The 25484-nt window shown below is 36.1% G+C and carries 21 protein-coding genes; 16 read left to right on the top strand and 5 right to left on the bottom strand.

The genetic code is table 11. The features are described 5' to 3' along the window. Position 1: 1 nt before the first annotated feature. Together glgC and N7931_RS08025 are read right to left on the bottom strand one after the other, a co-directional pair. Positions 2-1234, bottom strand: a complete 1233-nt coding sequence (gene glgC, locus N7931_RS08030; protein ID WP_262793251.1) for a glucose-1-phosphate adenylyltransferase — start codon at positions 1232-1234, stop codon at positions 2-4. 142 nt (positions 1235-1376) lie between these two features. Next, positions 1377-2369, bottom strand: a complete 993-nt coding sequence (locus tag N7931_RS08025; RefSeq protein WP_262793249.1) for a methyltransferase — start codon at positions 2367-2369, stop codon at positions 1377-1379. Positions 2370-2423: 54 nt separating this feature from the next. Between N7931_RS08025 and N7931_RS08020 the strand changes: the two genes are divergently transcribed. The 6 genes from N7931_RS08020 (at position 2424) to cysC (ending at position 11514) form a co-directional block, all read left to right on the top strand. Next, positions 2424-5729, top strand: a complete 3306-nt coding sequence (locus N7931_RS08020) for a PAS domain S-box protein (RefSeq protein WP_262793247.1) — start codon at positions 2424-2426, stop codon at positions 5727-5729. A gap of 96 nt (positions 5730-5825) precedes the next feature. Next, positions 5826-6734, top strand: a complete 909-nt coding sequence (gene cysD, locus N7931_RS08015; protein ID WP_262793246.1) for a sulfate adenylyltransferase subunit CysD — start codon at positions 5826-5828, stop codon at positions 6732-6734. Between the two features lie 24 nt (positions 6735-6758). Continuing rightward, positions 6759-7733 carry a DHH family phosphoesterase gene (locus N7931_RS08010; RefSeq protein WP_262793245.1) on the top strand — a complete coding sequence of 325 codons (975 nt, stop codon included), beginning with the start codon at positions 6759-6761 and terminating at the stop codon, positions 7731-7733. A gap of 11 nt (positions 7734-7744) precedes the next feature. Continuing rightward, positions 7745-9163 (top strand): sulfate adenylyltransferase subunit CysN, encoded by a 1419-nt coding sequence (gene cysN, locus N7931_RS08005; protein ID WP_262793244.1) that lies wholly within the window; start codon positions 7745-7747, stop codon positions 9161-9163. An 18-nt stretch (positions 9164-9181) separates the two neighbouring features. Then, positions 9182-10906 (top strand): SLC13 family permease, encoded by a 1725-nt coding sequence (locus N7931_RS08000; RefSeq protein ID WP_262793243.1) that lies wholly within the window; start codon positions 9182-9184, stop codon positions 10904-10906. Between the two features lie 11 nt (positions 10907-10917). Next, positions 10918-11514, top strand: a complete 597-nt coding sequence (gene cysC / locus N7931_RS07995) for an adenylyl-sulfate kinase (protein ID WP_262793242.1) — start codon at positions 10918-10920, stop codon at positions 11512-11514. Positions 11515-11640: 126 nt separating this feature from the next. Here the strand turns inward: cysC and prsR are convergent, their stop codons facing one another. Beyond that, complete coding sequence (prsR, locus tag N7931_RS07990; RefSeq protein ID WP_262793240.1) at positions 11641-13005, bottom strand: PEP-CTERM-box response regulator transcription factor; 1365 nt, start codon at positions 13003-13005, stop codon at positions 11641-11643. A gap of 44 nt (positions 13006-13049) precedes the next feature. Then, positions 13050-15095 carry an XrtA/PEP-CTERM system histidine kinase PrsK gene (gene prsK / locus N7931_RS07985; protein WP_262793239.1) on the bottom strand — a complete coding sequence of 682 codons (2046 nt, stop codon included), beginning with the start codon at positions 15093-15095 and terminating at the stop codon, positions 13050-13052. 239 nt (positions 15096-15334) lie between these two features. Here prsK and N7931_RS07980 point away from each other — a divergent pair, with 239 nt between their 5' ends. Genes N7931_RS07980 through N7931_RS07965 form a run of 4 tightly spaced genes read left to right on the top strand, consistent with a single transcriptional unit; the run spans position 15335 to position 18286 of the window. Then, the gene (locus tag N7931_RS07980) at positions 15335-16009 is read left to right on the top strand and encodes a hypothetical protein (protein ID WP_262793237.1); all 675 of its coding nucleotides are present in this window, start codon (positions 15335-15337) and stop codon (positions 16007-16009) included. A 46-nt stretch (positions 16010-16055) separates the two neighbouring features. After that, the gene (locus N7931_RS07975; RefSeq protein WP_262793236.1) at positions 16056-16307 is read left to right on the top strand and encodes a hypothetical protein; all 252 of its coding nucleotides are present in this window, start codon (positions 16056-16058) and stop codon (positions 16305-16307) included. A gap of 21 nt (positions 16308-16328) precedes the next feature. Continuing rightward, positions 16329-17183, top strand: coding sequence for an HprK-related kinase A (locus N7931_RS07970; protein WP_262793234.1), 855 nt, complete (start codon positions 16329-16331; stop codon positions 17181-17183). A 5-nt stretch (positions 17184-17188) separates the two neighbouring features. Continuing rightward, positions 17189-18286, top strand: a complete 1098-nt coding sequence (locus N7931_RS07965; protein ID WP_262793233.1) for a nucleotidyltransferase family protein — start codon at positions 17189-17191, stop codon at positions 18284-18286. Here N7931_RS07965 and N7931_RS07960 read toward each other — a convergent pair. Beyond that, positions 18283-19182 (bottom strand): serine protease, encoded by a 900-nt coding sequence (locus N7931_RS07960; RefSeq protein ID WP_262793232.1) that lies wholly within the window; start codon positions 19180-19182, stop codon positions 18283-18285. The genes N7931_RS07965 and N7931_RS07960 overlap by 4 nt on opposite strands. Between N7931_RS07960 and N7931_RS07955 the strand changes: the two genes are divergently transcribed. From N7931_RS07955 to N7931_RS07930, 6 genes are all read left to right on the top strand, one after another. Continuing rightward, positions 19181-19900, top strand: coding sequence for an ElyC/SanA/YdcF family protein (locus N7931_RS07955; protein ID WP_262793230.1), 720 nt, complete (start codon positions 19181-19183; stop codon positions 19898-19900). The two genes, N7931_RS07960 and N7931_RS07955, sit on opposite strands and share 2 nt — an antisense overlap. Next, the gene (locus N7931_RS07950; RefSeq protein ID WP_262793229.1) at positions 19884-20747 is read left to right on the top strand and encodes a patatin-like phospholipase family protein; all 864 of its coding nucleotides are present in this window, start codon (positions 19884-19886) and stop codon (positions 20745-20747) included. Before N7931_RS07955 ends, N7931_RS07950 begins: the two co-directional genes overlap by 17 nt. Before the next feature lie 86 nt (positions 20748-20833). Further along, the gene (locus N7931_RS07945) at positions 20834-21748 is read left to right on the top strand and encodes a PEP-CTERM/exosortase system-associated acyltransferase (protein ID WP_262793228.1); all 915 of its coding nucleotides are present in this window, start codon (positions 20834-20836) and stop codon (positions 21746-21748) included. A gap of 25 nt (positions 21749-21773) precedes the next feature. Further along, positions 21774-22628, top strand: coding sequence for a ThiF family adenylyltransferase (locus N7931_RS07940; RefSeq protein ID WP_262793227.1), 855 nt, complete (start codon positions 21774-21776; stop codon positions 22626-22628). A gap of 380 nt (positions 22629-23008) precedes the next feature. After that, positions 23009-24028 (top strand): PEP-CTERM sorting domain-containing protein, encoded by a 1020-nt coding sequence (locus tag N7931_RS07935; protein ID WP_262793226.1) that lies wholly within the window; start codon positions 23009-23011, stop codon positions 24026-24028. Positions 24029-24389: 361 nt separating this feature from the next. Beyond that, positions 24390-25397, top strand: coding sequence for a PEP-CTERM sorting domain-containing protein (locus N7931_RS07930; protein WP_262793224.1), 1008 nt, complete (start codon positions 24390-24392; stop codon positions 25395-25397). Positions 25398-25484 lie beyond the last annotated feature (87 nt).

Here is a 25484-nt window from a genome sequence, read left to right as displayed (position 1 = left end):
TTTAGTCGTTAAATCCTACGCGTGTACCTTTAGGCACAGTCACTATACCGCCTTTAGAAATGGTAAAACCCCGTTTTTCATCTTCTTCGTGATTAACCCCGATTTGTGTACCGGGAGCGAGTGATACATTCTTATCTAAAATAACACGGTGTAATTTACATCCTTCACCAATGCTATTATTACCCATAATCACACTTTCGGTGATAGTGGTGTTTGGCTCTACTAACACCTCAAAACCAAGCACTGATTTTTCAACGCAAGCCCCTTGAATAACACAGCCTGATGCAATTGAACTATCTGAGATTTTATTTGGCTCAGCATTTGGGCAGCTATACACTTGAGCCGCAGGTAGAGTAGGATGGAAAGTCCGCATTGGCCATTTAGGATTATATAAATCCAAAGCGCTGTCCGCGTCTAAAAAGTCCATTGAAGCCTGCCAGTATGAATCAATAGTACCTACATCCCGCCAGTAGAATGGGTCGCCTCTTTCACCCGGAATTTGGTTATTAGCAAAGTCATATACATAAACGTTGCCCTTTTCCATTAATTTAGGAATGATGTTTTTGCCAAAATCGTGTGATGAATTAGGATCTTTAGCATCTTCTCTTAATGCTTGATAAAGCACTTTGGGGTTAAAAACATAATTACCCATGGAAATAAGTGCAACATCAGGATTACCCGGTAAAGATTTTGGATTAGCTGGCTTTTCTTCAAAGCCGATTAGCTTACCGTTTTCGTCAATTTCCATTACACCAAACTGATGAGCTTCTTCAATTGGCACACGAATCGCTGCAACAGTTAAATCAGCTTTTAGTTGGTCATGATAATTAGTCATCTGACGCACGTTCATTTTATAAATATGATCGCTACCAAAAATCACAACCTGATCCGGATCATGAATTTCAATTAAACGTAAATTTTGATAGATAGCATCTGCAGTTCCTTCATACCATCTTTTGCCCATTCTCATTTGCGCAGGGATAGGGTCGATGAAATGGTCAGTTAATCCAGAAAAATGCCATGCTTGTCTTAGGTGGATATTAAGAGACTGAGATTTAAACTGAGTTAAAACATAGATTTTTAACAAATCAGAGTTAACAAAGTTATTTAATACAAAGTCAATCAGTCGATATTGACCAGCAAACGGTACTGCGGGTTTAGTACGGGTTTCAGTTAACGGGAATAAACGAGTGCCAGCCCCGCCCGCTAAGATCATAGATAAAATCCCTGCCATAGTCATGCCTTGAAATAGTTGTAATGACCATCACTGCTTATGAACTCACTTTGTAACTACACCATTAAAAAGTGTAGCTAACAAACAACAGTCAGTTAACACAAAGCCTTGAAACATAAGCTTGTTCCGGCCCTAGTTTAGGTTAACGATTGTAAGCACAATAAAGCTTAAATTTATTGTCCTCAGCTATCACTTCTACCAAATCAAAATGGTTTTGTAAAATTTGAGGGTACTTCAAAAAACGGTTGGCAACCAGATACAACTTACCACCGGACTCCAATTGCTGACCACATTCCTTTATAAAGGCCTCAGAGATATAGTAGTCTATTTTTAACCCGGTGTGAAAGGGGGGATTGGTAAAAATATATTTATATTTAGATGAAATTTTTTTTAAACCATTTGATAAATGTAACTCACCAGTTAATTGGTTTTGTTTAAGTGTTTCTCGGGTAGAGTCAATCGCTAACGCATCAATATCTGAAAAGCTGAGAAGAGTATTTGGATAATGTTTAGCGATGAAAGCACCAATAACACCACAGCCACATGCAAAATCTAATACTCGGCCATTAATTTCAGCTGGAAGATGAGAAAGCAATAGCTCAGTCCCTTTATCTAACTCACCAAAACTGAAAACGCCAGGTAAATTAGCAATGTTTACTGACTTTTGCTCAATTGTGTATTGATGGAAGTTAAAACCAGCTGGCTTGGTTGCATTTGGGTTGGGCTGAGCACTATATAAAAGGCAATGTTTGCCGGATGCTTGCTTGTGAATATTGATAAGCTGATCTGCTAACACTTTCTGGCAAGTTTTAATTCCACCTTTATTTTCGCCTACTAAATAAATATTTGCTTCAGGTGGCAAGATTTCTGCTAACTGGCTCAGTAACCATTTAGCTTTTTCTTTAGCTTTAGGGAAAAATACAATTGCCTGATGATATTGCCCGTTTGGCTTTTCGGGCCAAATAAACATTGTATTTGGTAATTGTAGATCTCTAAAACTCCAAACCTCACAGGATAAAAAATCTGGGTGGGCTAAGTCTTGCGCTTCTAATGGGTCAATAATTAATGTTTGCTTGTCTATTTTCTCGGATAAATGCTTTAATATGAGTTGGCTTGCAGGGGATAAAGTCGACATTTTTCTTTCTAGGCCTTTGTTAAATACAATCATAACAATAACGGTATTATATTCATGAATACAGTAGGACGCTGGTTTTTTCTTTGTTTTTTAATAGGAGTAACTTGTTTACTCGGATTTTCTTATTTAGTTCAATCTCATCTAACTGATTATTTCAGACAAGAAAAACAACAATTAATGTTAGCTCAAGCTGGATTGGTTGATTCACAAATTCAGGATTTAATCCAACAGGAAATTCAAGAATTAGGTATTTGGACAAGCCACCCTCTTGTATTTGAATTTGCTAAAAAGCAAGTTGCGAATACTCAAGAAAAAAACTCGGTCAATGTCAGCATATCTGAAATGCATTATTTTGCTTTTTTGATTGAAAATGGTGTTTTAGCTGACCCTAGCTATCAAAATTCTTATTTATTTTCACCGGATGGAGAATTAATTTGGTCTGCTGAAGGAACTAAAGATGATTACTTATTCAATCATCCTGGTTTTGATGATTGGTTACATCAAATGCAACAAGGATTCGCAGGTGGTTTAATCGTTACTTCTAAACCAGTTCAAGCGCAGCATACGGAATTCGATTACTCTGTTTCAAGTTATTTTGGTGTGCCTTTGATTGAACAAGGTAAAATCATTGCAGTTTTAACGCTTAGTTTGAATGTAAAACCTAGATTTTTGAATATTCTAAAAAATGCAAGATTATCAGCAGATAGTAATGTCGTTTTATTTGATAAGTATAATCAGGAAATCCTTTCTCTTGAATTTGATACTTTGACGACTAGTGTGATTCACCGTAATTTAGTCGATGCTACAGGCAATCCCGAAAAAATATTTGAAATTAAAGATAAAATGTTTGCTCGGCAATGGAATAATAAATTTCATTACGGCGTTGTTTTAAGCACACCCAAAGCAAGCATTAATGAATCTTTAGAAAAAATACAATCAGGTATTGCTATTATTGTTTTTTTTGCTGTTGCTGTGATGCTTGCTCTCTTGTTAGTTATTACGGTAAGTAAAAATAAGCTCAAAGCTAAGCAGCTAAATATTTTACGTCACCGGACCCGTCTATTGCATGTACAAGATTTATCTCAAGTTGCGTGTATAGAGCTTACGCTATATGAACAGAAATTAATTTGGCATAGTGGTTTTGAATTTATCTACGCTTTATTTCCCGATGAAGTTAATTCTCCAGCTTCATTATTTAGTAAATTGCCTTCTTCAACAAAAGATGAATTTTTTGTTTTACTAAATAAAATAAAAAAATACCATCAAAATGAGGAGATGGAATTTTATTATGAAATGGATGATGGCGAAAAAAAGTACTTATCAGTGAAGTTTTTTCCGCAAGTATTAGATGAAAATCAAACTATTTTAGTATTGATTTCTGATATAACCAGTCAAAAGTTACAACAAAAAGCTGCGATAGAGAAAGAAAAAGAATATCGAGACTTAATTATTCAAAGTGCTCATGATGGTATTATTAGCGTTGATTTGGCAGGTTATGTAACTTTATATAACCAAGCAAGTTTAAATATGCTTGGTTATAGTGAACAAGAGCTCAAGCAAACACCAATTCAAAGCTTACTATTTGAGACTGAAAATGCTTCAAATAGCAAAATAAAACAAATTTCAGGTACTGCAAAAGCTTGGTTTGCTTGCCAAGATGGAAGTCGCTTACCTGTTGACTGCCGAGTTAGTTCAATTGTACAGAATGGTGAGGTGGTTGGTTTTGTTTATTTATTTAGAGATATTTCTGATCAGATTGAATTTGAAAATAAATTAAAAGCCAGTGAGCAAAGGTTTAGAAGAGTCATTGAGGGTACATCTGATGCGACATTTGACTGGGATATGGTGCACAATCATTTACATTGGAATGCAAGATACTGGGAAATTTTAGGTTATGAAAAAGAACATGCTCAGTTATTAGCTAAGCAAGATAATCACAAATGGGATAATGCTATCCACAAAAGTGATGTAGATCGTTTTATCAACTTAGTTCAAGCCCATTTGGTTTATGGAGATCCTTTTGATCTTGAATTTAGAGCTGTTCGTTTAGATCAAACAGAGGTTTGGCTAAGGGCTCGTGGGCAGGCTATTAAAGAGGCGGATAAATTTGTTTATTTATCTGGTACGATTTCCGATATATCTCAAATTAAGCAAGCAGAACATGAAAAAACGGTATTAGAATCTCAGCTGCGCCATGCTCAAAAAATGGAAGCTATTGGTCAATTAACCGGTGGGATAGCTCATGATTTTAATAATATTCTTGCTTCTATTTTAGGTTATGCTGAGTTGGTATCAGATACAATAGATATGGGAAGAGCAGATCGTGTACCACCTTATTTAGAGCAAATTATCCAATCAGGTGAACGAGCTAGAGATTTAATTAAACAAATGATGGTATTTAGTCGTAAAGATACTCAAAGGCTTAAAGATATTTCAGCTGAAAAATTGATGTCAGAAACTAAAGCTATTATCCGGCCTCTAATTCCTTCTTCTATTGATATGATTTTTATTAATAAAGCGGATGCCTTACTGACGGTAGATCCTGTCCAATTCCAACAATTATTAATTAATTTGGCTATCAATGCTAAAGATGCTGTTTCTGATAAAGGCTGGATTAAAGTAGAATCAGAAATAGTTAACCAGCAAATTGTAACTTGTTCATCATGTCATGAAAATGCGATTCAAGACTATCTACGTATTAAAGTCAGTGACAATGGTAAAGGGATTTCTGCTGATAATTTGAAAAAAATATTTGACCCTTACTTTACTTCGAAAGGTTTAGGTGAAGGAACTGGAATGGGGCTTTCGATTGTGCATGGGATAGTGCATCAATTAGGCGGGCATATTCAAGTTGAATCAGAGCCAATGAAGGGGAGTTGTTTTGAATTATTTTTACCTTTTAAGCCACTTAAATATGTTGTGAAAACAAATGATAGCAGTTTTTCAAAGGACTACCCTGAGGTTGTCCATTCACAGTCAAATATTTTTATTATTGATGATGAAGAAGCTATCGCGAAACTAATTGCAAAAAAACTGACATTGAAAGGTTATCAGGCCCAATTCTTATGTGATAGTGAGCAAGCTTATCAATACTTAGCTAATACTAAAGATAAAGTTGATCTGATTATTACCGATCAGACTATGCCTAATTTAAGTGGATTGGAGCTAGCAAAAAAACTATTTGCCAAAGGAATTAACCTGCCTGTAATTTTATGTACGGGCTATAGTGCAAATGTAAATGAAGTTACAGCAAGGGCTGCAGGTATTTATGCATACTTAGAAAAACCAATCAAATTTTCTCAATTAGAAGTTTTAATTGAACGAGCATTGGCAGAAAATAGCGAGAATCTACAAAATTAACATATCAAATAACGATTTTGATTATGGAATATAGTTAGAATGCTTTATTCTAAGCATATATTCACCGATAAACTCTGATTTATAGAAGCGAGTACCATGTTAGAACATAGATTAACTCACTTAAAACAGCTTGAAGCTGAATCAATTCATATTATCCGTGAGGTTGTAGCTGAGTTTGATAACCCAGTTATGCTGTACTCAATTGGTAAAGATTCATCTGTTTTATTACATTTAGCGCGTAAAGCTTTTTACCCTGCGAAATTACCATTTCCTTTATTGCACGTGGATACAACGTGGAAATTCCGTGAGATGATTGAGTTTCGTGATCGTTTAGCTAAAGAATACGGATTTGATTTATTAGTCCATCAAAACCCGGAAGGTTTAGCGATGAACATCAGCCCGTTTACGCACGGTAGTTCAAAACATACCGACATCATGAAAACCCAAGGTTTAAAGCAAGCTTTAAATAAATATGGTTTTGATGCCGCTTTTGGTGGTGCACGTCGTGACGAAGAAAAATCACGTGCTAAAGAGCGTGTTTATTCGTTCCGCGATAAAAACCACAGATGGGATCCTAAAAACCAACGTCCTGAACTTTGGAACTTATACAACAGTAAAATTGATAAAGGTGAAAGCATTCGTGTATTCCCATTATCAAACTGGACTGAATTAGATATTTGGCAGTATATCTACCTAGAAAACATCGAATTAGTTCCGCTTTATTATGCTAAAGAGCGTCCGGTTGTTGAGCGTGACGGCGTTAAGATCATGGTTGACGATGAACGTATGCCATTAGAGCCGGGTGAAAAACCTAAGATGGAAATGGTTCGTTTCAGAACATTAGGCTGTTATCCGCTAACTGGTGCTATTAATTCAGAAGCTGCAACACTGCCAGAGATTATTCAGGAAATGTTACTGGCGACTACTTCTGAGCGTCAGGGTCGAGTGATTGACAGCGATTCATCGGGTTCAATGGAGAAAAAGAAAATCGAAGGTTATTTCTAAACTTTGATTTTAAAGGATTAAGCAATGCAATTAAGCGCTCGACAGTTTGACTTATTTAATGGCGATGCCGATGGTATTTGCGCATTGATTCAGCTCAGATTGGCTGAACCTAAGCAAACTGAATTGGTAACAGGTGTAAAACGAGATATTAAACTGTTAAAGAAATTGACAGTTGAAACAGGTGATCAAATCACTGTATTAGATATCTCGATGGATAAAAATAAAGCTGAGTTAGAAACAGCTTTAGCCAAAGGTGCCAATGTATTTTATTGCGATCATCATTTTGCCGGTGATATTCCGCAACATGAAAACTTAACCGCTTTAATTGACACTAGTGCTGACACCTGTACGGCTTTGCTGATTAACCATTATTTAAATGGTAAGTATGTAAATTGGGCTATTACCGCTGCATTTGGCGATAATCTGATTCAAGTTGCACAAGCTTTAGCTGAGTCTGTTGGGTTAACTCAAACCCAAACTGAGCAATTAAAGTTATTAGGCATAGCAATTAACTATAACGGCTATGGTGCAAATGAGCAGGATTTACATATTCATCCGGCTGAACTATTTCGTTTGCTGGTGGCGTTTGCTGATCCATTAACTCTGATTGAGCAACAAGCTAAAATTTATCAGCAGCTTATTGCCAATTATCAGGCTGATATGGATAAAGCTCAAAACGCAAAATTAATTCACCAAAGTCAGGCTGGCAAAGTTTTTTTATTACCAAATCAGCCATGGGCAAGACGAGTGTCTGGCGTTTGGGGTAATGATCTTGCTAATCAGGCACCAGAATTGGCTCATGCAGTATTAACCGAGTTATCAGATTCAGGATATCTGGTATCTGTTCGGGCACCTAAACAAAGAGCCAGTGGCGCAGATGAGCTTTGCATGAAATTTGAAACCGGCGGTGGCCGAAAAGCGGCAGCAGGAATTAACCAGCTTGCTGATAACGAATTACAAAGATTTTTTGCTGAATTTGATCAGCAATTTACAGTTTAAGAGGATTTCTTATGTCACATCAATCTGAGCTGATTGAGAAAGATATACTGGCGTATCTTAAAGAGCACGAAAACAAAGAATTACTTCGTTTTTTAACGTGCGGTAGTGTAGACGACGGTAAAAGTACCTTAATTGGTCGTTTATTACATGACTCAAAAATGATTTATGAAGATCAACTGGCAGCTATTACTCAAGACAGTAAAAAGTCGGGTACAACAGGCGATGAAGTTGATTTAGCGTTATTAGTTGACGGTTTACAGTCAGAGCGTGAGCAAGGGATTACAATTGATGTTGCTTATCGTTATTTCTCAACGTCAAAGCGCAAATTTATTATTGCAGATACCCCAGGACATGAACAATACACACGTAACATGGCAACTGGTGCTTCAACCTGTGATTTAGCGATTATTTTGATTGATGCGCGTTCAGGAGTGAAAACACAAACTAAACGCCATAGTTTTATTGTTTCTTTATTGGGCATTAAACACGTTGTGGTTGCTGTAAACAAAATGGATTTAGTTGATTACAGCGAAGACGTTTATAACAAAATTAAAGAAGACTACTTAAACTTTGCTCAAGAGTTAAATATTCCTGATATTCGCTTTGTACCTATGTCGGCTTTAAAAGGTGATAACGTAGTAACCCGCAGCGAAAGTGCACCTTGGTTTAAAGGTGAAACTTTAATGGAATTATTAGAAGGTGTACAAATTGTTGCAGACAGAAACTTCTCTGACTTCCGCATGCCAGTACAGTATGTTAACCGTCCTAACCTAAACTATCGTGGTTTTGCCGGTACAATTGCATCTGGTGTTGTGCGTAAAGGTGATGCCATCACAGCTATGCCATCTGGTAAAACTTCAAAAGTTAAATCAATCGATACTTTTGACGGTGAAATCGATGAAGCATTTGCACCTATGGCCGTTACTTTAACGCTGGAAGATGAAATCGACATTAGCCGTGGTGATGTGATTGTTGCCAGTGATAATTTGCCATCTGTTACCCAAGCAGTTCAAGCTCATGTAGTTTGGATGGCTGAAGATGCGATGCAACCGGGCAAATTATATGACTTTAAATTAGGCACCAAAACCACCAGTGGTCAGGTATCTGAAATTGATTTTCGCATTAATGTGAATACCCTAGCGCACGAAGAAGCTAAAGAGTTAGCGTTAAACGAAATCGGGGTGTGTGATGTTCAGTTTAATGCGCCATTAGTTGCTGAACGTTATGACGATAACCCTGGTTTAGGTAGCTTTATTGTCATCGACCGTATGACTAACGTAACGGTTGGTGCCGGTATGGTGATGAAATCTATCGAAACTTCAGCATCTGAAAAGCAATTCTCTGAATTTGAAATTGAGTTAAATCAATTAGTTCGCAAGCATTTTCCACATTGGCAAGCGATTGATTTAGCACAGTTAATGAAAAAATAATTTCAGACTAAGAGCTATATGTTGATACAACAGGCCGCGGTAGCGGCCATTTTTGTTGCGACTATTGCCGCGCTAGTGTTTTCTCGCTGGCGCGCGTCGCATATATTCAGTGCTGCATTACTGGCTTTAATTGCAGCCCAGCTTGTGAGTATTGAAACCTCTCTTAATAAAGCGATAAATCCGGGCGTTGTCACTTTAATTGCACTTATGCTGGCTTCCAGAGCTTTAGAGCGCACCTCGTTATTAAAACTGTTTGCCCGCAATGCGTTAGAAGCTAATGAAACCCGCTCTTTAATCAAATTAACGGGCTTATCGGCTTTTGCATCTTCATTTTTAAATAATACAGCTGTGGTTGCCGCTTTAATCCGGCCCATTAAAAAACAGAATAAAATAGCTGCTTCCAAATTATTATTACCGCTTAGCTATGCTGCTATTTTGGGTGGCACCACCACTTTGGTGGGTACGTCAACCAATATGGTGGTAAACAGTTTTTGGATGGACTCAGGTAATCCATCGCTTGGATTTTTTGAGTTTTTTCCGGTGGGCATTTGTTTAGTGATATTTGGTTTATTGGCCATGTTATTAAATAAAAATCGTCTGCCCAATATTCCAATTACTCTGGATGAAAAAAAGTATTTTGTTGATGTAAAAATTAAACCCGACTCGCCCTTGGTTGGCAAAACTGTCAGTGATAACCAGCTGAGAAATTTAAACAGCTTCTTTTTAGTTGAAATTATTCGCCGTGGGCAATCGATTAGCCCTGTGAGGCCAACTCATATTATTGAAGCCGATGACAGATTAGTATTCAGTGGTGATATTAGCCACATTGAAGAGCTACAAACATTGCCCGGTGTTAAATTATTTGCAGAGCACACGGGGTTAATGAGCGACAACTTGATTGAAGTTGTGATTGCCAGCCACTCAAGTTTAATTGGTAAAACCTTAAAGTCAGCCGGATTCCGCGCTATGTTTGACGCCGCTGTTGTTGGTTTAAAACGTAATGGTTTACAAGTGCCGGGAAAATTAGGTGAAGTTCAGTTAAAAGAAGGCGATAACTTATTATTGGCAGCCGGTCGTGATTTTAAAAGCCGAAAAAATCTGGATAAACACTTTTTTCTGATCTCAGATATGACAGTTGAGCAGCCACTGCCATTTTTAATTAATAATCTGGTATTAGTCGGATTTGCTCTCGTGATGGGGCTGGCAATTGCCGGTATTGTTAGTTTGCTTGAAGGCTTATTATTTTTTATTGCCGCCTGCTTAGCGGGGCGGGTAATTAAAACAACCGAGCTTAAACATCTGTTTCCTTTTGATTTATGGTTGATTATTACCGCAGCACTTACCTTGGCAGAGGCGATGATGCAATCTGGTTTAAGCGATAGTTTAGCGGCTGGTTTACATTCACTATTAAGTGATAAATCTGTCTGGTTTGCTTTTATTGGCATTTTATTAGCAACCGTATTGTTAACCGAGCTAGTCACCAATAATGCTGCTGCTGCACTCATGTTCCCGCTTGCAATGGGCTTAGCTGAAAGTTTTGGGGTTTCATCACTTACTTTTGTGATGGCGGTAGCGGTCGGCGCAAGTGCGAGCTTTTTAAGCCCGTATGGTTATCAAACCAATTTATTAGTATTTAATACAGGTGGTTATAAGTTTAGCGATTTTATTCGTTTTGGATTACCTGTATCGTTTAGTTATATCATAGTTACGGCGTTACTGATCCCGTACTTTTTCCCTTTTTAAGGTATTAAAAAATGAAAAACGAAAATATTGTCTGGCATCCAACCCAAGTAACTAAAGCTCAGCGCGCAGAACAAAAAAATCAGCGCCCTTGTATTTTATGGTTTACCGGATTAAGTGGCTCAGGCAAGTCTACGGTGGCGAATGCGGTTGAGAGCAAGTTGTATGAGGCAGGTTGCCATTCATATTTATTAGACGGTGATAATATTCGCCACGGAATCAATAAAGATTTAACTTTTACTGATGAAGACCGAATTGAAAATATTCGCCGGATTGGTGAAATCAGTAAATTATTTATTGATTCTGGTTTATTGGTATTAACAGCTTTTATTTCACCATTTAGAGCAGACCGAGCTATGGTAAAAGCTTTAGTTGGTGATGCTGAGTTTGTTGAAGTATTTATTGATACGCCAATTGAGGTGTGTGAGCAGCGTGATCCAAAAGGCTTATACAAAAAAGCCCGTCAGGGAGAAATTAAACATTTTACTGGCATCGATTCGCCATACGAAGCGCCGGAAAACCCTGAAATTGTGGTTAAAACAGCTGAACTGAATATTGAAGAGTGTGCTGAAACTGTTTTAGCTTATTTAAAGCAGCATCAATATATTTAACCTAAACAACCCTCGTTGGAACGTAAAATAAGCTAGGTTTAGTGTTTTAAATCCAGTTGTTGAGGAATTTGCTTCAACATTTCTTATACGCAGTTCAGATTATTTAACGTTTATAAAACCTGCAAATTAATTTGCAGGTTTTATATCTTCTAACTGATATTTTTCTATCATCGCATATAGAGTGGGTCTGGTCACACCCAACAATTCAGCCGTTCTCGACATATTTTGTTCAGCTAAATTATAAGCTTGCCTGATCGCAGTTGACTCTGCTTTTTCTCTGACTTCACGTAAATTGAGTGAGCCGGTATCACTTAATTTAGGGCTATTTGGTGCAAATAAACCTAAATCGTCAGATGTAATAAAAGCTGTGTCAGCCATTACAACGGCTGATTTGAGCTTATTTTGTAGCTCACGAATATTACCCGACCATTTATGAGCTAGCATGGCTTCTTTGGCGTCATCACTAAAGCCTTTAATTGATTTATTAAATTGCTCGTTATAACTAGCTAAAAAAGATTTGGCGAGTAGCAATACATCGTTGCCACGATCACGTAGTGGTGGAATGGTAATAATTAATTCTGAAACCCGGTAAAATAAATCTTCTCTGAAAGTTTGTTCAACAGACATTTGTTGTAAGTTTCTGTGGGTGGCACAAATAACCCGAATATCGACCGGAATTTCTTGACGGCCGCCAACCCTTTCAATCACTCTTTCTTGTAAAAATCTGAGCATTTTAGCCTGTAATGGCAATGGCATATCACCAATTTCATCCAAGAATAGGGTGCCACCTTGAGCTACTTCTATTTTACCTTTGGTGGTTTTGGCTGCGCCAGTAAATGCGCCTTTTTCATAACCAAATAATTCACTTTCTAATAAATTTTCAGGAATAGATGCACAGTTTATTGCAATAAAAGGTTTATCAGCTCTATCACTATGATTATGAATACTACGGGCAAATACCTCTTTACCTGTTCCGCTTTCACCTAATAAAAGAGTCGTGATTTCGGTTTTTGCAATTTTTTCAGCACGTTTAGTCGCAGCTAAAATACTGTCGCTGTTACCTATAATCGCGCCTAATGCCGGATTCACTTTTGCTAGCCTGCGGTTTTCTTCTTCTAAACCAACTAAATTAAATGCGCGGTGAATAATTGTATTTAAGGTTTCAACATCAATTGGCTTTTGGTAAAAATCGTAAGCGCCCAGCTCAACCGACTTTAACGCATGCTCTTTATCTGTATTACCTGTAATAACAATCACTTTAGTATTGGGAGCTAGTGTTAAAATTTCTTTTAAAGCGGCAAGACCTTCAGAAGCATTAGCTGGATCGGGTGGTAAGCCTAAATCTAAGGTAACGACTTGTGGTTCAAATCGTCTTAGTTGTGCTATTGCACTTTGTTTGTCATCTGCAAAAATGATCTCATAGTCTGACAGGCCCCATTTTAGTTGTTTTTGAATGCCTTTATCGTCATCTACAACGAGGAGTTTTGCCATTTAGTTTATCCTTAAATTTGCTACTTTATATTTATTTGTGAGCTTTAATTATCCGTAAGCGGTAATTCAATTATAAACTCCGTGCCTTGTCCAACAATTGAATTCACTATTAGCCTACCGCCAAGTTGCTCTATGTATAATTTAGCATCGTAAGCACCAATACCCATTCCGGCATTGCCTTTAGTTGTTTCAAAAGGTTTGAAAAGTTTGTCTTTGATAAACTCAGCGCTCATACCACAGCCTGTATCTTCAATTTTTATTACGGCTAACGTTGGCTGTTGGTCAACTATTATTGTGACTCGTCCGCTGTCGGCTGTAGCTTGCTGAGCATTATCTATTAAATGGTATAACACATTAGAAAATTTTTCAGTATCTAAGTTAATTTCAATTGGTGATTTTGAGATGAATTGAGGTGCCGGCAGCATATTCTGGCATTGATTACTGATTACTTGCTCAATAAGCTGATTTAGACTAATACTTTGCTGTGTTTTATTTTCATCAGCTGTTTTATTCATCAACTGACTGAGCATTTTTTCCATTCGTTGTTTAGTGTAGCCTAGTGTTTCAAATGTATCGTCAATAAACTCTGGGTTATTTTTATGTTTTTGAGCATTCGCTAAAATCATATCAATTTGAGCAAGTACATTTTTTAAATCGTGAATTACAAAAGCGGACATTCGGCTAAATGCAGCAAACTGAGCATTTTCGGTAATGATTTTATTAGCCTCATGTTGGGATATATAATGACCAACTTGATTTGTTACAACTGTCATATAATCACGTATTTCCCAATTAAAACTTAGATACTCGCCAGTTGAGTTATTCAAGCAAACTAGGCCCCATAAATTGCCTTGCTGATAAATCGGGATCACGACATGAAAGGGGCAGCTTTCTACTTCTGCACTCTCAAGGTGTAGTTCAGGGTAACGATTTTTATGATGTTGATAATGTTTTAAATCTATAATCCAATGCTTTTGCTGAATGTATGGTAAAAGGCTATAGAGTAAATTTTCACAATGACATTGGCCTAAATCATTCATGTATTTTTCGCCAAGTTCAGCTGTTAATTCAAGTTTTCTATTTTTAAATTTGTAAAGCGCTCCAGAATCATAGTCAATTGAATTAATAAATACTTCTAAGCTACGCTGGTAAAAATCTTGGTTATCAGTTAGTGGTGTATTTAAAAGGTTAGTCAGTTTTAGCCATTGAACTCGATAGTCAAAGCGGTTTGCATAAAAGTTTTTTTCCAAAAACACTTTGAAGTTACGCTTAATACTCTCGGAAATAAATAAAGCGAATAACACCACAAAAGCTAAAACAATAAATACAGTTTGGATCATGCCTGACCATTGAGATTCTATACTTTTAATATAAAACCCAGTAACAGCCATAATACTGATGTAAATCCCCGCAGCAAATAGTAAGCTACTTTGAAATACCATTTCCCTAGAGACATAAATATTGATTCCGAGTGTTTTACTACGTTTTATTGACCATAATAAAAGAGGAACCAAACAGGTATGTAAATAACCTCTAGCAATCCACATATCAGGATTAATAGCACTTAATAAACTAGCATCTGCAAAAACAATAAAATCGTAAGTTAATAAAGCACCCAAAGCTAAAATTAAAGGTTTTAAACCCCATAATGCAGACTTCGCTTGTCGATATAATATTTCTAATAAAATTAATAAAGCTATTGTTAAGGTTAAATAACCGATAAAAAACCAAGACGCTTCTAAAATAAGTAAGGAAGATAAAACCGGTAAAATAAAGGACAGAAGTATTATCCCAATAACAAGAGGATGTGATAGTAATGTTTTGAGGTACTGTACCTGTTGATTTAATAAACTATATAATAACAAACTAGAGCAAATGATACGGATACTTTCAGCCCAGTTTAACCAACTGGTAGAAAGGTATTCCAATTTAACTGCTAAATGAACACTAGCCCAGAAGCAACCAGCTAGCCCAAATAACGACAGTAACCTATGGGTTAAGTTTTTGGAGTGCGCGATAGCTGCGATGAAAAATAAAGCGGCATAAGCAAAAAATGCAGTTGCGTCACCAAGCCATATTATAGTTTGCATAAATATCATGCCAGAGTATTATTAGATGCTATTGTTGATTTTTATTGATTTAATAAAATAAGTCTAGTGTCCAATTTTTTTACAATATAAAAATTGTTATTTCGAGTTAGTAAAAAAAATCACTATTTATTAGTGTTGTAGAAGGATGGAATATTTTTTGCATCTGTTTTGGAATAATATTTTATTGGTTAACCAGCTACATTTATAAGTAGTAGCTTTGCCTAAATTAAGGAAGCAGAATGATGTTTAATAGATCTGTTGAAAAAAAACCGGAACAAGCTCAATACAATCCACGCCGCAGCTTTTTAAAAAAAGGGGTAGTTGGAACGGCTCTTATTACAACAATTAGTAGTAAATCGGCTTGGGCTACAAACTGTAGCTGTTCTGGTAACTTATCAAATAACACTTCATCGCAAAAGGCACCAGAAGTCTGTGGTTCTGTGACGGGCTATAGCCATGGTACATGGAAAGGAAATGGACAAAGTCGTAAAGTAGGTCCAATTTTTAATGCCGGTAGTTATTATCAATGGGACTCGGTAACCATTGCAGAAATATTTACAAATAATTTAGATCGCAATGGTTCCGTTTTATTGGTATCAGTTAATACTACTGACTTAGTCACCTATGGCTTAAAAAGCTCTGCACACAACATGAAAGTAAAGGATTTTTTAAACTTATCAGGTAGTGATCTTAAAGCCCATATTGATAAAGATAAAGCGTCTCCTGGTGATTGGCGTCAAAGAGTAAATGCTGCGATGAATGCAACTCTATGGGCTATTTTAGTGGCTTATACTGCTGATGATTCGGTTAACACGTGGGAGTGGTGTAAAAAAGTTGAAGCTGATTTTTACTACCCTTTATCGCTTTCTTATATTGTTAGTGCTAGTGAATTTGAGCTTGATGCCAGCTTGTAAGCTTTAGTGTTGAAAGATGCTAAATCATTGCCGAAAATAGAATAGAATGAAATTTATTATTGCTGACAATATTTTAGCTGAGCCTGTAAAAAATATTACTGCGCTTTATAATCAATTTTCAGGAGAAACGCATTTGGTTTCTCCTCCATTATCTTTATTACTAAATAAAAAACTCACTCAACAAGATGCTGCTTTAGTTTTAATTGAACTGGACTGTTTTGAACAACAGCAAGATCAGCCAAAAGTTGAACAACAGTTGGCTTTTGCTATTGAACTGGGTATGATTTCACAAGTTTAAAAAGTTAAAAGGATTTTATATTTGTTTTCTAGAACTTTTGCGCTTGGTCCTTTCAATTTTAAAATCAATTCTCAAATCATTAAGGTAAAAACAGAGCTTGAGCGGCTATATAAAGACTTTGTTCCCGTTGCTGATGCAGATTTTATTGACTTCGATATTAATATAACTCAGCCCCCTAATATACGGCGTTGGTTAAGGCCACAAGTCGATTTTATTGTCGATGAATTTAAGCCGTTTAAACCTCTACCGCTTAACCATGCCTATCCAATGCTAGAGTGGGGGATGAATTGGTGCATTGCTTCTAATGCTCATCACTTTTTTATTATGCATGCGGCAGCTATTGAAAAAAATAATAAAGTCATAGTACTCCCTGCTCAATCTGGTGCAGGTAAAAGCACTTTATCTGCGGCTTTGAGTTATAATGGCTGGCGATTATTTTCAGATGAGTTGGCTTTATTTTCTCTTAAAAATAAATTGTTATATCCGCTTGCTAGGCCTATTAATTTAAAAAATGATTCAATTGATATCATCAGAAATTACATTCCTAATGCTGTTTTTAGTGAAGTGGTCCATGATACACATAAGGGGACTGTGGCCTTGTTAAAGCCACCTTTGGACAGCGTTAAGCAGGTCAACATTGAGAATCCCTTAGCATGCTTTGTTTTTCCGAAGTATGTCGAAAATAGTCCTGTCAGGTTAAAGGCTTGTTCTGTAGAGCAGGCTTTTTCGAGTATTATTGAACAAAGTTTTAATTATCACATTTTAGGAAAAGAAGCGTTTGAACTTGTCAGCTACTATTTACGAAATGTGAAAGCTTATACATTAGAATATAGTGACTTTATACAGGCGAATGACGCCCTAAGTGAGCTGGTTTAATTGAAATGAGTATTTTAATCCGATTTTTACAGGATCCTAAGAAATTAAACCATATCTCATTAAAGGAATGGCGAACTGTTTTTTTAGAAGCAAAAAAATCTAATTTATTTGGACGCTTAGCTTTTTTGATCGAAAAAGAAAATATTAATATTCCTTCTAAAATAGAGTGGCACTTCGAATCATATAAAAAACAATCAGCACAACAAAGACAACAGGCGATTAGGGAATTTAAGGAATTGAACATAGCCTTAAATTCATTTGATGGGCAGTATGCTTTACTTAAAGGGAGTGCATATATTGCTCATAATTTCGACTTTTCGTTTGGTCGACGTTTTTCTGATATTGATATATTAGTTAACAAAGATGAACTCGGCGCTATTGAGTTGAGATTAAGAGTTGCCGGGTGGTTACGGGGACAGATAGAAGATTATGATGATAAATATTATAGGGAGTGGATGCATGAGATCCCGCCATTACATCATAAAGATAGACAAACAGTATTAGATGTTCATCATAACATCTTACCAAAAACAAACCAGCGGCACTTTAGCGCTAACGAATTTAATTTTATATCTATTGATATTGAACAAGTTGGGCGAGTGAAAACGCTTGCCTATGAAGATATGTTTATTCATAGTGCAGTGCACCTTTTTACCGAAAGTGAATTTAATAATGGGTTAAGAGATATTGTCGATTTAGATAGCTTGTTGTTAGAGCTTGAGGCATTGGATAGAGATATAGTTAATCGCATTATAGAACGAGCTATTAAGTTGAATGTTTCAAATTATGTATATTATGCATTCAGATATACTTATTTAATTATGAATAACAGGCTAGCATGCTATGGTTTAGAGCAATTAAGTTTTGCTGCCCCAAAGCATCTTTATGTATTTGATCTAGTATTTATTAATGTTTTTAAACCGGATGTCGCTCATTTGAAGTCCTTTAAAGTCAGCCTTGCTAAATTGGTTTTATATTGGAGAGGGCATTTGTTACGAATGCCCTTGAGATTATTAATCCCACATTTATGTAGAAAAGCATATATGCGAATCGCTGAAAGCTTTGATAAAAAAAGTACTATTAATGATGAACAGTTACCTTAAAGGGTTTTGAGTAAACTATTTAAGTATTCAACAGGGATGGCATAGGTAATCCCACTAGGATCTGTGAGTGCAGACTCTTTAGACTCTTTGACAAATACTTTGTTAAGAATAGCAATTACTTCGCCAGTTTCCTGTAAATATACAGGACTTCCACTATTACCTGGATAAGCAGTCGCATCTAGCTGATAGGTTAGAAAAGGGTTTTTTAAGCGAGATAAAGCTGCAATACTTAATTGGCTGCTATTCTCGGCTGGAGTAACCACAGGGGTTACCGCTGAGATAATTCCTCGATGTGTTACTGGGTAAAGCCCAAGGACTGCACCTAGAGGATATCCTGTAAAGGCAATTTCAGTTCCTTCTTTATGTGCTTTTGTTGATAAATTTAATGGCTTTATCTGAGGAGTTAAACTCACTTCAATTTTTAAAATTGCTAAATCATGAGTAGGATCTGTTGCAGCTATTGTAAAATTTATGACCTTAGGCTGATTTCCCTGCCCTAAAAAAATAACTCGGCGCTCTTTCTCTATTTCATTTAAAGGGTCACTGACCACATGGTAATTTGTAACGATTAAATTATGATGAATTATAAATCCAGTTCCTTTTAGCTGAGCTCTGGGTGAGTTTAATGCGTTATATGTACCAATGCCTACAATAGCAGGCTTGATCGACTGTATAGTATCTACTAAATTGGCTAAACTGTAAAAAGGAACTAAATATAAAAAGCATATAAGCACTAGTTTTATCATATTGCTTTCCTTACAATAATTTGATTGGTACATGGTAGTGGAAAAATAAAAATAAATGGAAGCCTTTTTCACATTAAAAAAAATACTAGGAGTTATTCTCTCGCCATTACCTATTATATTTTGTCTGCTATTAGCTGGTGTTTTTTGCATGAGTTTGAAGCATAAAAACAAGTTGTGGTTAGCCAAGTCCTTTTTTATATCTAGTTTATTTCTTTTCACTATCGCAAGCTTACCAGTTACGTCTTTTTATTTATTACGACCCTTAGAAACAGCTTACCCCAAATACCAAGATCAATTTAATCATATTGATAATATTGTGGTTTTGGGCTGCTATAATAGTTTTGATGATGAAGTCCCTGATATATCCAATATTTACCCTTGTAGTTTATATCGGCTAGTAGAAGCCGTGAGGTTATCTCTAGTTTACCCAAAAGCAAATATTCTTTTAAGTGGGAAAACTAATGATGAGGAGGGGAATGTAAGTCATCCAGAGTTTTCATTAAAGTTATTAACTCAGTTAGGGGTCGATAGCGCTAGAGTAGTAATCATAAATGGTCCAAAAGATACAGAGGAAGAGGTACTTGCTTTAAAACAACATATTCAAGGAAGTGCTAATTTAGTGATTAGCTCGGCAAGTCATTTTATACGGGTGGTTCGTTTATTTGAAGAATATGGGATTGCTATAACTCCTGTTCCGATTGAATATTTAACAAGAGGTGGAGAACAAAATTCTTGGTTTGGGTTTATTCCCAATCCAGATGCTTTAAAAGCTAGTCAAAGAGCTTGTTATGAATATTTAGGGATTACTTGGATAATGATTAAATCATACCTATCTTTACTTGGGAATTCTGATGAATGGAATAAATAATAAAAATAAAAGAATTAAAATCGTTCCTGTATTTTCCGGTGGAGGGACTCGTCTACCTGCTCATATTGGGATATTACAGGCTCTTGATGAGTTAAAAATAGACTTTTCAAGTATTGTGGGTGTATCAGGTGGCAGTATTATATCTGCCTTATATTGTTCAGGAATGAGTATTAATGAAATTAAACAACTTGCTTTGGAAACGGATTTTAAAAAGTTTAGAGGGTATAGTTTAATTCGGCTATTTAAAGATGGGGGGCTGAGTTCTGGTGATAAATTTGAGTTTTGGATGGATAAGCAGCTTAACTGCAAAACTTTTGCTGATTTACCGCATGATTTAAGTATATTGGCAACAGATGTGAATGGCGGCGGGCCGGTTATTTTTAATAAAAAAGCGACACCAAATCTAAAAGTATCCAAAGCAGTTCGCTTCTCAATGTCAATTCCTTTAATGTTTAGCTTTCAAAAATATCAAAATCATATTTTAACTGATGGTGCAATATTGTCTGAGGATGCATTGTTTAATGATTGGGCTGGAGATGGGACCCCAACGGTATGTTTTAGACTAAAAAGTAAACCGCAAAAAAGAAATCCTGATCAAGTTTCTTTATTTCCGCTAAAAAACTATATATTGATGTTAGTAAAAACTTTTATGACTGCAGTATCAAGAGAGTACGTGCAGGCGCAACATTGGCACAGTACTATAGTTGTAGATACAGGTGATATTTCACCTGTTGATTTTTCTTTAACTGTTGAGCAAAAAGAAGCTTTATTTAAAGCGGGATATTTAACGGCTTTATCTATAATTCCTAAAAAAGTAATAGTTCCAGTTGATGTTAGCTATAATTAGATACTTTTATGTTGTCTGAAAGTATAGATTTGTGCTAAATAAGTGATAATAAGTATAATTTTTTAGATACTCGTTTGGTGAGAGAAATGAAATCGTTAAGAAAATATGCAGAAAAGCCGATAATCGGGCCAATAATAAAAAAAGCGATGAAATATTTTGTTAACAGAGAGGTAGACAGTATAGCGACACATTTTTCGCAATTTTTAATACCTCGGTTGGCCTATACTCAAGAAATGCAAAATGAAGTTTTTAAAATTCGTCATAATGTTTATTGTGATGAATTATCGTTTTTGGAGAAACATACAAGTGGGCTAGAAACGGATGGGTTTGATAGCCATTCATTACATTGCGCTATAGAACATAAACCCACTCAGAGTTTTGCAGGGACGGTTAGGCTTGTTTACTCACCTAACGCCCAAAAAAAATTACCTATCGAAGCTTTTTGTATTAACTCTATCTCTAAAGACGAAGTTCATCCGAGTGATTTTCCACGAGATCAAATTTTTGAAATATCTAGGCTAGCGATTCCTGCTCATTTTAGACGTCGTAACACAGACAAGTTTAAAGGCTCTGCGACAGGAGTAATTAATGAACAAGTTTACTCTGAAGATGAATTAAGGTGTTTTCCATTTATTGCTATTGGACTGTATTTATCTGCTGCAGCTCTGTCACAACATCAGGGGATGGAGCATTGTTTTGTAATGATGGAGCCGAGATTAGCCCGTAGCTTAAAATTTGTTGGTATTCCATTCAGACAGATCGGGCCTGCAGTGGAATATCATGGCAAGCGTGCACCTTATTATATTACTAATACAATCTTTATGAATAGTTTAAGTTCTGGATTTAAAAAACTATTTTTTAGTATAGAAGATGAATTGGAAAGTCAGTTTGATATTGCAAGTACAACCAAAACAGAATATCCAGCTCAACCAGCTGTTCAATTATTGACTCAACCACAGGAATTTGTATCGCTTACTGGTGAGCGCTTATTTCATGTGTAGTAAATATACATATTAAGGGTTTTCAATGTTTAATTATAATGATGCTTTTTCGAGAAATATTGGGTGGTTGACTCGTGAAGAACAGCTTAGCTTAAAAGATAAAAAAGTTGCAACTGCAGGTGCTGGTGGAGTTGGTAGTGAGCATATAGTGACTTTAGCTCGTCTAGGCGTTGGTAAATTTCATATATCAGATTTTGATGAATATGAAGTGCATAATTTTAATCGTCAGGCTGGAGCATTTATGTCTACGATTGGCCGTCCGAAAGTTGAAGTCATGGAAGAGGTTGCTAAGGATATCAACCCCGAAGCTGAAATTAAAAGTTTTCCAGAAGGTATTTTTGAACACAATGTAGATGAGTTTCTGGATGGTGTTGATGTATATGTCGATAGTTTAGATTATTTTGCTTTACAAGCTAGAAAACTAGTATACAAAAAATGTTATGAAAAAAGTATCCCAGTTGTTGTTGCAGCCCCTATCGGAATGGGAGTAGCACTGCTGTGCTTTACACCAGACAGTATGGACTATGAAAGTTATTTTAGATTTGAAGATTGCAAAAATGAAAATGAGCAATTAGTTAAATTTTTAATCGGTTTAACACCGTCCTTAATTCAACGAAGTTACCTAGTAGATCCTTCTACCAGTGATTTTATTGCTCAAAAAGCACCATCTCTCCCAATGGGAGTTAAGCTGTGTGGTGGAGCTGCCGCTTCTTATGTTCTTAAACTATTGTTAGGCCGGGGTGATGTTGTTAAAGCTCCCAGGGGGATCCACTTCGATGCTTACAAAAATAAGTTGGTTAAAACATGGCGTCCTGGTGGAAATCGCAACCCTATTCAATGGTTAATGTTTAATATTGCTAAAAAGATAGTTTTAAAGTAAACATTTAGGCTTCAATAGGAGAGAACTACAGGAGTTCTATTTCTTAAAAATCAACTTTTTTCTTACTGACAATTTACTGTTAGTAAGAAAATATCCACTTCAAAAGACAAAATACCCTTTTTAACACCTTAAATTGAATTGCTCTTATTTGAGTATATTAATTTATCTATTTTTACCTACGGTTGAAGCTAGGCTTACGAGTATACCTTAATATTAATTAGATAAATTGGCTTTTCAGCAGTGTCTAATTTCTTTACATTTATATTTTAGTATTTTTTTATGTTAATTTAAATTATTGATTTTTATTGTTTATTTTTGTTTGGCACACAAATTGTATATTCTTATGAAAGAACTGCACTTTAGCTCTATAAAAGGAAATAATGATGAAAAACTTAACTAAATTAACAATTGCAATAATGTTAGGCGCTTCAAGCACTGTTGCAAGTGCTGGAACTGTAATCAAGGACTGGACATATATAAATGAAGCAGGGTTTATCAATGCGACAACTGGTAATTCAGTTGTAGACCCTACTACTGGTGAGAATACAACGTTAGACCCAAATACTTTATTACCTCTTGATCCAACTGGTCGAGCTACACCTTATACCAATAACGTATTTAACCCTGAAGATGGCCTTAACTATAATTTAGGTCGTGCTGGTTATACTGCAGGAACATCTGATTCAGGTGCTACAGCAGGCGCTTCTGGTGAATCTGTTGGTACATCTATTTTGTCAACAGGTAGTTTGATTGATGAAATTTGCTGGGGTTCAGGTCCAAGCTGTTTGGCGTTTGAAAATGAAGCTGGGGATGATACATCTCGTGTTGAAGGCTCTTTAACGGTTGATTCTAATGGTGGTGTGAATTGGAACCAAGGTACTCAAATGGTCCATAAAAACCTACCAACAGGTGCACCTTCATTAACTTCAATTGATATTATTGACGGTTTAAAATTATATAGTAGTGAAATTATTGGTGGTGAGTTACCTTTAATTGAGCTTGGTATTGATGTTATCTTCAATGAAACATTTGCTGATGCTCGAACTTTATGGCCATACACACCAGATGATGCATTTATCGTAACTTTAGATCCTGTATTGTCTCCTATTACCAGCTTTGGTCCTGATTTTATTGAGTTTACTGTTCAATTAGATTTAACAGGACTAACTGTTGATGCTAATGCGCATACTCAATATGAAGTTATTACTCGAATTAGTGGCTTAGATGTTGTTTCTATCCCTGGTGGAAATACGTTTGGTTTAATTACCCCTGAAAACGGTATTAACTTCCTTGATGCTCAATTTGCTCTTCGTGCTGTAGGGGTTCCAGAGCCAGGTTCATTAGCTGTATTTGGTTTAGGTTTATTAGGCTTGGCAGGTGTTCGTCGTTATAAAAAATAACGCCTCTCATTATATCCCTCTCCCTTTAAAAGCTGGCTTTGCCAGCTTTTTTATTTTGTGACTTTGATACTCTTCCACATGCTTTAATTAACCCAAGTGTTATATAAGAATTGCTTAAGTAAAATTATCTACAATTAGGAATAAATAATCTTTTTCAACCCGTATTTACGTTCCTACAACGAGGGATTGAAAATACCCGTAGAAAATATCTTATGTATAGCTGTCTGTTTTTTTTACAAGATAAGCCGTCTTCTAATTTTTATTTATTTATCTATTTGATATTTATCGTATTTTAAGTTGGTTTGAGATATGCATGGTTAAAAAATACCCACTTTGGGTTTTTTTACTTGGAGGTGAAAACATGAAAAAGCTCGCACTGGCATTAGTCATTAGCTGTTCTACTATGACCTCACATGCCGCAACTTTAATATCAAATTGGCAGTATATCAACGAAGCAGGATTTACTGATCTTGTCACTGGGACTGAAGTGGAAGTTAGTCCTGGCGTACACTCAACATTAGATCCTTCGACCCTTGATCCTTTAGCTCCCACAGGGGCTGGATCTCCTACTAATAGTAATAATTGGGTTCTTAACTCGAGTGATGGGCTGTATTATGATTTAGGTAGTACAGGTTATGTCGCCGGAGAATCGCATACAGGTGTTACAGCTGGTGCTTCGGGTCACTCTATCGGCTCTTCAATTCTATCTACTGGAACTTTAATTGATGAAGCCTGTTGGGGTGATGGCCCAAGTTGTTTATCATTTACTGATTCTGGTGGGAATGATACTTCAAGAGTTGAAGGTAGTGCTTCAACAAGTGTTGGTTCATTGATGTGGAATCAGGGGACTCAATTAACTCATAGTAATTTACCAACAGGTTCTCCATCTCTAACCAATGTTAAAATTTTGGACGGTCTAAAGTTATATAGTACAGATCTACTAACTGGTGAACTGGATCTAATTGAATTAGGTATAGATGTTATTTTCAATGAAACTTATGCTGATGCAACAAGTATTTGGGATTATGCACCGGATGATGCTTTTATTGTAACCTTAGATCCAGCATTGGCTTCAATTTCGAGTTTTGGAGCTGATTTTATTGATTTTACTGTTAGTTTAGATTTAACAGGGCTTGTTGCTGCTGGATATCATACTGATTATGAAATTATTACTCGGATTAGTGGGTTAGATGTTGTTTCAACGCCTAGTGGCACTACATTTGGTTTAGTTACCGCTGAAAACAATTTTAATTACTTAGATGCGCAATTTGCTATTAGAGCTGTAGGTGTTCCTGAACCTGCAAATATTGCAATATTTGGTTTTGGTTTATTACTTCTTGGTTTAATGAAACGAGATAAAAAAAGCTAAATAAAAAAACCCTCAAATTGAGGGTTTTTTTTTATTTACAACGGCTCACACTTGCTGTTACACCAAGCCTAGGTTAACCTATCACGT

It is taken from the genome of Catenovulum sp. 2E275, from assembly GCF_025515275.1.
GTDB lineage: Bacteria > Pseudomonadota > Gammaproteobacteria > Enterobacterales > Alteromonadaceae > Catenovulum.
This window is presented reverse-complemented; position numbering and strand designations above follow the sequence as displayed.